Raw genomic sequence first — 10,069 nt, forward strand, 5'->3', positions numbered from 1 at the left:
CCTTGCGCCTGCTGGCCCATCCACGACTCGAACAGCACCCGTTCATGCGCCGCGTGCTGGTCCACCAGATACACGCCATCCGGGGCTTCGGCGACGATATAGCAGCGCCCGACTTGCCCGATCGGCTGGAGCAACGGCAGCCAGGGGGAGGCCGCTGGCGCCGCCCCGGCGCCTGGGGACCCGGCGCCGGGAAGCGGGGTCTGGGCCGCGATCCAATCGGGCGCCACCACCGGGGAAGGCCACTCTGGACTGGACGAACTGCCAAGATCGGCGGCCGGGGCGTGGCCCAGAAGCGTCGCCCGCACCACGCGCTGGATGGCGACGAATGCCTGGCTGGGGTCGCGCAGTCGGATCTCCGCCTTGGCCGGATGCACATTAACGTCGATGCTGTCGGCCGGCAGCCGAACGAAGACGGCCGCAATCGGGTAACGGCCGACCATCAGCAAGCCGTGATAGGCCTGGACCACGGCTGCCGCCAGGCCCGCGTCCTGAACCCAGCGTCCATTGACAAACAGCGTGACCTCGCGGCGCGTTGAGCGGTGCACCGCCGGTGGGCTGACATACCCGTCTACCTGAACGGCGCCCTCGACCGTCTGGCCCAGCGGGAGCATGTCGCGCGCCACTTCCCACCCGTAGATCTCCGCCAGCACGTCCTTCGCCTGCCCCTTGCCGTCGGTGTGCAGACTCTCCCGGCCGTCGACGGTCAGACGGAAGGCGACCTGCGGGTAGGCCAGGGCGTGGCGCGACACGAGGGAGACAATCCGCCGGCGCTCGGAGTCCTCGGAGCGCATGAACTTCAGCCGGGCCGGCACATTGAAGAACAAATCCCGCACCTCGACCAGCGTCCCGGCGGGCATCCCCACCCTCTCCGGTTGGCTGACCCGGCCGGCTTCGGCCTGGAGGCGCAGGCCCGTTTCAGCCTGTGGCATACGGCTCGAAAGCGAAGCCCGTGAGACAGCGGCGATCGAAGCCAGGGCCTCGCCGCGAAAGCCCAGCGTGGAGATGGCTGAAAGGTCGTCGAGAGTCGCCAGTTTGGAGGTGGCAAATCGCGAGAAAGCCAGCGGCATGTCCCCCGCCGCGATCCCTGCGCCGTCATCCGCGACTTCAATCAGCCGCAGCCCCCCCGCCTCGAGGCGGATCTCGATGTGGCCGGCCTCGGCATCCAAGGAGTTCTCGATCAGCTCCTTGACCACAGAAGCCGGCCGTTCTATGACTTCGCCGGCTGCAATGGCGGAAGCGACGGCCTGATGGAGGAGATGAATGCCCATGCGGTTCGTCGAGGGATTATAGCCCCAGCCCGTGCGGATTGACACGCATTACGGCGGTGCATATACTGCCCGTATGGATTGGCAGACCGTTGTCGTCCTAGCAGCCCTGACCTGTCTGGTGTCGATCGCCATGCTCCGGGTGGAGCTCAAACAACGGCGCAGGGTGCTTCTCGTTCTCCCCCTGCCGGCGCTCTTCCTGCTCTGGCGATGGTCGCTGTACCGGGATGTGTGGCTCGAGCCTCTCCTCGGCGTTGGCCTCGGACTGATGGCGGCAGCCGTTTGGTGGGTGCGGCGCGGACGGCGTCTTCCCGCCCCCACCAGCGACAACATCCGCGTCTGGACCAAGGATCAGCCGTTCGATGACTGAGTTCCAAACCCTGTTCCTGGACCTGGATGACACTCTGTATCCCCACGGCAACGGTGTCTGGCATGCCATCGGGGATCGAATTACCCAGTTCATGGTCGAGCGGCTCGGGCTTACGCAGGTCGAGGCCGTCCGCCTGCGCCAGCACTACTTCGCCCGCTACGGAACCACCCTCAACGGATTGCGGATCCACTACCAGATCGACCCGGCGGATTACCTGGGATTCGTTCACGACATCCCTCTGACGGACTACCTCCTCCCTGACCGCGAATTGCAGACGATGCTGGAAAGCCTGCAGGTTCAACGCGTGGTGTTCACGAACGCCGACCGGGGGCATGCCGAGCGCGTCCTGGATGCGTTGGGCATCGGGGATTGTGTGGCGAGGATCATCGACATCTATGCCCTTGAGTTCGTGAACAAGCCTGAACCCGCCTCGTACCTGCGGGCGATGGAGCTGTCTGGCTGCCCCAGGGCGGAAGCCTGCGTCCTGGTGGATGACATGCCTCGCAATCTGTATCCGGCGGCTGGACTGGGGATGACGACGGTCTATGTCGGGCCCGAGTCCCCCCAGGGGGGAATCCACCACCGCCTCGACCGGATCCACCGCCTGCCGGAGGCCATCCCTTCGCTGAGATCGGCTGATGAGCGATAAGCGAATCGGCCTGCGCCAGGCCGCCGAACTGGTCCCCGCCCACGGCGCCTCGATCGCCTTCGGCGGGGTGACACTGTACCGCCGCCCGATGGCTTTCTCATTGGCGCTGCTTCTGCGCCACCGCGAGACCGGCACGCCCTCCGATCTCACGCTGCTGTCCTTCACTTCCGGAGTCGAAGGCGACCTGCTGGTGGGGGAAGGAATGATCACCACGACTCGCACCTGCTACTTCGGCCTGGAGAGCTTCGGACTGGCGCCGCACTTCACGCAGGCCGCCGGCAAGGGGGAACTCCGGATCCTGGAGGAGACGGAGGCCAGCCTGGCAAGCGGTCTCCGGGCGTCCATGGCCGGGGTTGGATTCATGCCCTCGCTGGCCTGGATCGGCACCGATCTGCCCCGACTGCGTCCCGATGTACGCACTGTGACCGATCCCTATAGCGGGCAGGAACTGATCGCCTTCCCGGCCATCGAGTGCGATATCGCCGTGATTCACGCCCTGAAGGCCGATCCCGGTGGCAATGCCCAGATCGGAGGCAACCTGGGGGTCGACCGCGAACTCAGCCTGATCGCCAGGACGGTCATCATCACAGCCGAGGAAGTGGTCCCGGCGCTCGACCGGGCGGACGTCCTGGCTCCATTGGTGACAGCTGTGGTTGAGGCTCCTCAGGGCGCCTGGCCCACTTCTTGTCACCCTCTGTACCCTTTCGATGGACGGGCCCTGCTTGAATACACCGAGAGCGTCGGCAACCGCGGCTACCCTGGCCTGGTGGATCGCTGGCTTGCCCAGCATGGGCTGGCTGCCGCCTAGGGTTGGCCTCTCCTGAGCGTTAACCCAGTCCTTACCTGGCGGCCGTAGGACTCGCGTACAATCCAGCAAGTACGAATGTAGTCATCAGGGATTGGAGACTGTCTATGACCAAGCTGCTGCGCCTCCTGCTAGGTGTGTTGATCGGCTTGCTCTTCGCCGCCGTGTTCATCTCCGGCGGGGTTGTGATTGGCGCCAGTACCCCTGCACTGCAGTCCGCCGTTCAGTCCGTGCTTCCTCAGCCGGTGGCGCCTCCCCTGCCGGCCGCCGCCTCGCCCGGAGAATCCGATCAGACGCTCGCCGATTTGTTCGCCCCGTTCTGGGAAACGTGGGGAATCGCCCACGAGGAGTTCGTCGATCAGCCGCTCGACGACGATGCGCTGATGCGCGGCGCGATCCGCGGCATGCTCGAAGCTCTCGGCGACGAGCACACAACCTACATGGATCCCAATGAGTACGAGCAAGCGACGATCGAGCTGGTAGGGGAGTATGAAGGCATCGGCGCCTGGGTGGACCCGGACGGTGAATACCTGGTGATCGTCTCGCCCATGCCCGGCTCCCCGGCAGAGAAGGCCGGTCTGTTGCCCGGGGATACGGTGATCGCAGTCGATGGGGAGGACATGACCGGGCGGGACGGCAGCCTGGTGATTCGCCGGATCATGGGGCCGGCCGGCTCTACGGTCCGCCTGACGATCCTGCGCAAGGACAATCCCGAGCCGTTCGAAGTCAGCCTCGATCGCGCCAGCATCACGGTCCCCAGCGTTGAGAGCCGCATGATGGATGAAGGCATCGGCTACGTCCGGATGTTCACCTTCGGTGATGACACAACCGCTGAGCTGCGGCGGAGCCTAAAGGAGCTGCTCGCCCAGAACCCGCGAGCACTGGTTCTCGATCTGCGCGGCAATACCGGCGGCTACCTTTCTACGGCGATCGAGGTCGCCTCGGAGTTCATCGATGAAGGCGTGATCCTGACCGAGCGCTTTGGCGATGGGACCGAACAGGTATACCGGGCCCGCTCCGGAGGATCCGCCACCCAGATCCCACTCGCGATTCTGATGAACGGCGGCACGGCCTCGGCTTCGGAGATCGTGGCCGGCGCCGTGCAGGACATCGGACGCGGGATCCTGGTCGGGAGCCAATCCTATGGCAAAGGTTCCGTCCAGAACTGGATCCCACTCGAGAATGACCAGGGTGCAGTGCGCGTGACCGTCGCGCGTTGGTACACGCCTAAGGGTCGCCAGATCGCCGACGACGGGCTGGAGCCGGACATCATCGTCGAGCCGACGGAGGTCGACCTGCAGGCCGATCGCGATGTGCAGCTAGAGGCCGCCATCCAGGCGCTGCTCGGCGGCTCCCCCTCCGGCGGGTAGCCCGGGCGGCGATCGAGGGAGCCGGGACCTGGCTCCGGCAGCTGGCTGAGGCCACCCGCCGGATCGAGAGTGGCGCGAGCTGGCGTGGGCCGGGCGAGCTCCTGCCACTCCCCGGGACAGACCCGCCGCTTGCCTCCCTCCCCCGCCCACTCTCCTCAAGCTGATGCCGGGGGAGGCCCACAGCCCCGCGCCTGCCTCGAGAGCGATCCGCCGAGCGCCCCTCGCCTGCCCGGTTCCCTCGAGGCTGTCAGGCGGGGCGGGCAGGGATGCCAGCCCCGGTGCGTTTCAAGCCTCGGGCCACCAAGGCCGCAGCCTGCGCAGGACCGCTCCCAAAGGCCATCCGCCTCGAGGCTGTCGGTTCTCGATATCCCCCCGGAGGCCTCGGCCTCAGAATCCCAAGGCTCGCGCCGTTGCTCGCGGCCGGGCGTCTCGGTCCCTCGAGGGGGTGTCCACGCCCCAGAGCCGATGCCTGCGGGGCTGGCGCACCTTGCGGCATTGGGACAGAATCTTTCCGGCTGGCAGGCCGGCCGCATCCCGCCTACCATCGAGTGGTCTATGGAAGAGAACAAGATCGACCAGACGCTGGAGGTCATCCGGGAGGCGCTCGAGAACTGGCGCGTGAACGATGCCATTGCGGCCTTGGTACGGCTGCACCCGGCGGATCGGGCGGGTGCGTGCTTGGACCTCGATGATCGGCAAGAAGCCCCGCAGCTTTCGGAGCTCGACATCTCAGCCATGCCCCACTTGCTCGAGGAGCTGGGTGACGACGACGCGGCGGACAAGCTCGGGATCGACCCGACGGTCATGTCGGCGCCCGTGATCGCCACGCTGCTGGATGCGACGGGGTTGCTGAGCTGCTTCTCCGTCGCCGGCCTTTGGCTGACGCAGCTCTAGAAAGATGGCAGATGCAGGCTAGAGTCATCCTCAATCCATACTCCGGGCGATGGAAAGCCCTCAAGCGCCGGGCCGAAGCTGAAGCCGCCCTGCGGCAGGCCGGCATCGCCTTCGATCTGGTGCAGACCGAGCGACCCGGGCATGGCACAGAGCTCGCAGAGCAGGCGGCGCGCCAGGGATGTTCCCCGATCATCGTCGCCGGAGGTGACGGCGCAATCGGCGAGGTCGTGAATGGTCTCCACCGGGTGAGCCCGCATGGCCCTCTCGGTCCCCTGGGAATCCTGCCGCTGGGCACCGCCAACGACCTGGTGCACAACCTGGGGTTGCCGCTGGATCTGCCCGGCAGCGCCCGGGCAATCGCCGCCGGCAACACCCGCCGCATCGACCTGGGGAAGGCCAACGAATGGGTATTCGCCAACAACTCTGCGGTCGGGCTTGAACCTGTCGTCACGCTCTACAACATCCGCATGGTCCGGCTGCAGGGGGTCCTTCGGTACTTGGTGGCAGCCCTGCGGGCGATCAACGATCAACCGCGCTGGAGCATGCGCGTTGCCTGGGACGAGGGGGAGTACGACGGCCCAGTTAGCCTGGTGTCGGTCGGGAACTGCCCACTCACCGGTGGTCTGTTCCGCATGGCGCCTGCCGCCGACCCGGCCGATGGGCGTCTGACCTTCGTCCTGGGATACGCGCCCACGCGGCGCAAGATGCTCAGCCTGCTGCCGCGCACGATCAATGGCAGCTTCGTGCGCGATCCCGCCATCCAGCAACACCACTGCACCCGGCTGCAGATCTCCTGCGATCCCCCGACGCCCATCCAGCTTGACGGGGAGATCCGCGCCCAAGCCTTGAGCGAGATCTCGTACGAGGTCCTCCCCGCTCGGCTGGACGTGCTCTGCCCCTAATCTTGATGATGGTTGACGCGGTTCTCCGTGCCTGGCTGACCGTCCAGGGATCCCCCGCCGGCTCCGGCGGGGCTGCGCCTCGCGCCGGACGCAGCACCTGATGCCCGAGCCTGTAGTGCCAGGCCGCGCCGCCGGCCGAGTGCGGCGGTCTGTCTTCTGGCTGGTGCGGATTGCCCTCGGGCTGCTCTACACCCAGTTCGCCTGGGCGTACGACCTTGTCGCCTGGCTGGTCTCCTTCGGCCGCTGGAGCGACTGGCAGCAGACCGGGCTGCTGGTCCTGCCGCCTGGGCCGGTCCTCGAGCTCGGCCATGGCCCGGGACACCTGCTCTGGCGCCGGCTCAGCCAAGGACAACCGAGCGTGGGCGTCGACCGCTCGCGGCAGATGGGGAGAATCGCGCTTCGCCGCCTGCGGAGGGACCGGCTGCCCGCCAATGTGGCACGGGCCATGGCCCAGGCGCTTCCGTTTGCCGGGGAATCGTTCCAGGCCGTGCTGGCCACGTTCCCGACGGAATATATCCTCGATCCCCTCACCCTTGACGAGGTCAGGCGCGTCTTGCGTCCGGGCGGGATCCTGGTCATCATCGCCGGCGTGCGCATCGCGCCCAAGAGCCTGCCCGACCGCTTCCTGCAGGGGCTGTACCAGCTTACCGGAGAGACCCCGGCCTTGCCCGCCACCTGGGCCCAGCCATTCGAAGCGCAGGGATTCCGCCTGCAGACCGAACCGGTCGCCGCGCCCGCCGCCGAGGTCCTCAGGATCGTGGCCACCAAGCCCTGACAGGCTCTCGTGGAGCAAGTAGAATGGGCCGGGGACAGGAGTTAGGGTGGCTCAAGCGAGGGCGGACGAGGGCGATCTGGCGCTGGTGATCGGCGCCGATGGGAAGCGGTTCATCTTGCGTCTGGCGGCAGGCACCGAATTGCAGACCCATCGCGGCGTGCTGCCGCATGACAAGTTGATCGGCACCGAATGGGGGACAACCTGCCACTCCCATCTCGGCACGCCCTATGTCTTGCTGCAGCCCACGCTGGACGAAATCCTGCTGCATCTCAAGCGGCGTTCGCAGATCATCTTCCCCAAAGACCTGGGCTACATCCTGCTCCGCATGGCGATCCGGACGGAGATGCGGGTGGCAGAGGCCGGCACAGGATCAGGTGCCCTCACCGTGGCCCTGGCGTGGATGGTTGGTCCGCAGGGCGAGGTCCACTCGGTAGACCGGCGTGAAGACATGCAGCTTCTGGCCAAATCCAACCTGGCTCGCCTGGGTCTGCAGGATCGCGTCGTCTTTCACTTACAGGACATCGCCGAAGGATTCCCTGTGGCCGGGCTGGAGGCGCTGTTTCTCGATCTGCCGGATCCACAAAACTACCTGGACCAGGCCCGCCAGGCGCTGCACGGCGGCGGCGTGATCGGCGCCATCCTGCCGACCGCCAACCAGGTCTCCAGCCTGATCGAAGGCCTGAACCTGCACGGCTTCTCCCAGATCGATGTGTGCGAGATCCTGCAGCGCTTCTACAAGACCGTTCCCGCTCGTCTGCGACCGGTCGATCGGATGGTGGCGCACACCGGGTACCTGGTCTTCGCCCGGGCCGTGGCGCAGACGCCGGCCACCCATCCCACAGAACTCGACCAGGCTTCCGCTGAGTTTGACCCTTCCCCGGCCGCGACTGAGGGAATCGACAGCGACTGATGCCCGGGCTCCTCAACACCTCCAGCCCCTCGGCGGGGTCGGATCGCTGTCGCAAGCGTACGATGGCAGAAAGCATCGCGCCCTGCCGGCGAGGCGGGCGGGACGGATAGAGGGTGGGAATGCAGGTCGATTGGCTCGGTTGGCTGAAGGCCGCCCTCTTGCCGACCGGCGGAGCATCCCCGAAGGTCGGCCGTCGCGCCGCGGCGGTGCTCTTGCCGCTGTACCAGGAGAATGACGCCTGGTGGCTCCTGTTTACGCGACGGACGGACAGCGTCGAGCACCACCGAGGTCAGGTCAGCTTCCCCGGGGGCATGGCTGAGGCGGCGGACCCTCATCTGGCCGCGACGGCCTTGAGGGAGGCAGAGGAGGAAATCGGCCTGAGACCTGACCAGGTCGAGCTGCTCGGGGAGATGCCGCCGATCCTGACCGCCACCGGGTTCTGGGTTACCCCCATTGTCGGACGGGTCCGCTGGCCGACGCCGCTCAAGTTGAACGAATGCGAAGTCGCCCGCCTGTTCGGAATCCCCCTGGCGTGGCTGGCCGAGCACGAAAACCACACTCGCCGCACGCTCAGCCTTCCCGGAAGCAGCCAGCCCGTGGAGGTGATCACCTTCCAACCGTACGCAGGCGAGGTCGTGTGGGGGGCGACGGCCAGGATCGTCATCGATTTCCTGCGCCTGCTTGAGCCTTCGGCGAAATGACCGCCGGGCAGGATCCGAAGATCCTGCCCGGCAGATCCAGCCAGTCCGAAGGGCGGCTAGCTTTCCTTCTCGTCTTCGTCTTCTTCCTTCGTCGGCTTGCTGATCACTTCCGGCTCAGCCACCACGGCCGCCACAACCGGCGCCTCGATGATCTCTTCCGCCTGGTAGATCACGCGGGCGACGAGCGAATCAGAGTCGGTCAACACCTCGACTCCCGCCCCGAGCGACAGACTGCCGACGGTGATGGCATCATCGATGTTGACCAGCACCTTCAAGTCGACCACCACTCTGTCGGGCAGATTGGCCGGCAGGGCCTCGACCTGGATGGCATTCACCCCCGCCACCAAGACCCCGCCGAGGGTCTTCACCGCCGGGGCCTCCCCGATCAGCTCGATCGGGACTTCAGCCCGGATCGTCTGATCCATGGCCACCTTCAGTAAGTCGACATGCCGAATGATTCGCCGGATCGGGTCGCGCTGGATCTCGCGAACCAGCGACGGGTGCGTCTCCCCCTCCAGCACCACGTCCACCAGCGTCGCCCGGGTGGTGCGCCCCAGCACTTTGCTGGCTTGGCGGGCATCCAGCTCAATCGGTGTGGCCTCGATGCCGGCACCATAGATCACACCCGGCAGCTTGCCCTCCCGGCGTAAGGCACGGACCTGCTTGCCTGTAGTCTTGCGTCTTGCAGCTTCCAGCGTCAAACCTGCCATCTCGAATCTCCCCGAGCGCCTCTCACCCCCGGACGGGGTTACCCTCGCTCCAAATGCTCACCGGACTCAGCGGTGGCGATCATCTTCTGCAGCGGCCCTTGAACTGCCCCCCTACCAGCAACACCAGCCCGATCATCAGACCGCCGCCGATGCCGGCCAGCAATGCGCCCCGCGTGTCAAGCACCGTGCTCACGTCCCCATGGACTTCGCGCGCAAGCAGCACGCCGGTGCTGGTGCCATGGGCATAAACGGTGCCTCCTGCCACAAGCGCCGCGCGCGAGCCGTCCAGGTGTACCTCTCCGGCAGTCACGATGCCGGCCGTGCTCTCGACCAGCATCACGCTATCGCCGCGAATAAGGATCGCGGCGGCTTCGTCCAGGTGGACGACTTCGCCGTCGATCGTGCCGGCACCGGAAAAGTGCATATCGACCTGCATCGCCCGGACCTCGCTGGCTCCCCCTTGATGGATGGTCACCGTGTCGGCCTCGATCACCCCGACCGGACCGCGGACCGCCACAACCTCAGCCCGCACCTCCGGTGCGCTGCCAGTCCCTCCCGAATTCTGCACAGTCTCACCTCGGCTCATGAAGACAGGGCTCCAACGTGGCCAGCAGAGGAGCCCCGGACGAAATGGGATTCTACCTGCTCGCTGGGTGCTCGTCAACGGCTCCAGTTCTACTTGCATGTGCAACCCACTGGCGAGAGTAGCGTATGCAGA

General features: G+C 66.4%; 12 protein-coding genes. 9 read left to right on the forward strand and 3 right to left on the reverse strand.

Annotation, left to right across the window (positions count from 1 at the left end; translation table 11 throughout):
- Window positions 1–1,268, reverse strand: a 1,268-nt coding sequence (gene mutL / locus MUO23_01695; GenBank protein MCJ7511666.1) for a DNA mismatch repair endonuclease MutL, incomplete at its 3' end; no start/stop codon positions are given.
- Window positions 1,269–1,341: 73 nt separating this feature from the next.
- On the opposite strand from mutL, the gene MUO23_01700 reads away from it, so the two are divergent.
- From MUO23_01700 to MUO23_01740, 9 genes are all read left to right on the forward strand, one after another.
- Window positions 1,342–1,635: a hypothetical protein gene (locus MUO23_01700; GenBank protein ID MCJ7511667.1), complete on the forward strand. Its 294-nt coding sequence runs from the start codon at window positions 1,342–1,344 to the stop codon at window positions 1,633–1,635.
- The gene (locus tag MUO23_01705; protein ID MCJ7511668.1) at window positions 1,628–2,284 is read left to right on the forward strand and encodes a pyrimidine 5'-nucleotidase; all 657 of its coding nucleotides are present in this window, start codon (window positions 1,628–1,630) and stop codon (window positions 2,282–2,284) included. The genes MUO23_01700 and MUO23_01705 overlap by 8 nt, the downstream gene beginning before the upstream one ends.
- A complete protein-coding gene (locus MUO23_01710; protein ID MCJ7511669.1) occupies window positions 2,274–3,092 on the forward strand; it encodes a hypothetical protein in 819 nt (272 codons plus the stop codon). Before MUO23_01705 ends, MUO23_01710 begins: the two co-directional genes overlap by 11 nt.
- A 104-nt stretch (window positions 3,093–3,196) precedes the next feature.
- Complete coding sequence (locus tag MUO23_01715; protein ID MCJ7511670.1) at window positions 3,197–4,459, forward strand: S41 family peptidase; 1,263 nt, start codon at window positions 3,197–3,199, stop codon at window positions 4,457–4,459.
- A gap of 555 nt (window positions 4,460–5,014) precedes the next feature.
- Complete coding sequence (locus MUO23_01720; protein MCJ7511671.1) at window positions 5,015–5,353, forward strand: hypothetical protein; 339 nt, start codon at window positions 5,015–5,017, stop codon at window positions 5,351–5,353.
- A gap of 11 nt (window positions 5,354–5,364) precedes the next feature.
- The gene (locus tag MUO23_01725; GenBank protein MCJ7511672.1) at window positions 5,365–6,255 is read left to right on the forward strand and encodes a diacylglycerol kinase family lipid kinase; all 891 of its coding nucleotides are present in this window, start codon (window positions 5,365–5,367) and stop codon (window positions 6,253–6,255) included.
- Window positions 6,256–6,355: 100 nt separating this feature from the next.
- The gene (locus MUO23_01730) at window positions 6,356–7,030 is read left to right on the forward strand and encodes a methyltransferase domain-containing protein (GenBank protein ID MCJ7511673.1); all 675 of its coding nucleotides are present in this window, start codon (window positions 6,356–6,358) and stop codon (window positions 7,028–7,030) included.
- Between the two features lie 46 nt (window positions 7,031–7,076).
- Window positions 7,077–7,940, forward strand: coding sequence for a tRNA (adenine-N1)-methyltransferase (locus MUO23_01735; protein ID MCJ7511674.1), 864 nt, complete (start codon window positions 7,077–7,079; stop codon window positions 7,938–7,940).
- A 119-nt stretch (window positions 7,941–8,059) separates the two neighbouring features.
- Window positions 8,060–8,641, forward strand: a complete 582-nt coding sequence (locus MUO23_01740) for a CoA pyrophosphatase (GenBank protein MCJ7511675.1) — start codon at window positions 8,060–8,062, stop codon at window positions 8,639–8,641.
- Between the two features lie 56 nt (window positions 8,642–8,697).
- Here MUO23_01740 and MUO23_01745 read toward each other — a convergent pair whose 3' ends face one another.
- Entirely contained in the window at window positions 8,698–9,351 is a 654-nt protein-coding gene (locus MUO23_01745; protein MCJ7511676.1) for a 50S ribosomal protein L25, read from the reverse strand.
- 79 nt (window positions 9,352–9,430) lie between these two features.
- Window positions 9,431–9,937, reverse strand: a complete 507-nt coding sequence (locus MUO23_01750; GenBank protein MCJ7511677.1) for a hypothetical protein — start codon at window positions 9,935–9,937, stop codon at window positions 9,431–9,433.
- Window positions 9,938–10,069 lie beyond the last annotated feature (132 nt).

This window comes from Anaerolineales bacterium (assembly GCA_022866145.1).
Lineage (GTDB): Bacteria > Chloroflexota > Anaerolineae > Anaerolineales > E44-bin32 > PFL42.

Coding starts and splice junctions, on each gene's coding strand:
- MUO23_01750 (MCJ7511677.1), bottom strand. CDS start 9,937: ATGAGCCGAGGTGAGACTGTGCAGAATTCGGGAGGGACTGGCAGCGCA.
- MUO23_01705 (MCJ7511668.1), top strand. CDS start 1,628: ATGACTGAGTTCCAAACCCTGTTCCTGGACCTGGATGACACTCTGTAT.
- MUO23_01720 (MCJ7511671.1), top strand. CDS start 5,015: ATGGAAGAGAACAAGATCGACCAGACGCTGGAGGTCATCCGGGAGGCG.
- MUO23_01725 (MCJ7511672.1), top strand. CDS start 5,365: ATGCAGGCTAGAGTCATCCTCAATCCATACTCCGGGCGATGGAAAGCC.
- MUO23_01730 (MCJ7511673.1), top strand. CDS start 6,356: ATGCCCGAGCCTGTAGTGCCAGGCCGCGCCGCCGGCCGAGTGCGGCGG.
- MUO23_01700 (MCJ7511667.1), top strand. CDS start 1,342: ATGGATTGGCAGACCGTTGTCGTCCTAGCAGCCCTGACCTGTCTGGTG.
- MUO23_01740 (MCJ7511675.1), top strand. CDS start 8,060: ATGCAGGTCGATTGGCTCGGTTGGCTGAAGGCCGCCCTCTTGCCGACC.
- MUO23_01715 (MCJ7511670.1), top strand. CDS start 3,197: ATGACCAAGCTGCTGCGCCTCCTGCTAGGTGTGTTGATCGGCTTGCTC.
- MUO23_01745 (MCJ7511676.1), bottom strand. CDS start 9,351: ATGGCAGGTTTGACGCTGGAAGCTGCAAGACGCAAGACTACAGGCAAG.
- MUO23_01710 (MCJ7511669.1), top strand. CDS start 2,274: ATGAGCGATAAGCGAATCGGCCTGCGCCAGGCCGCCGAACTGGTCCCC.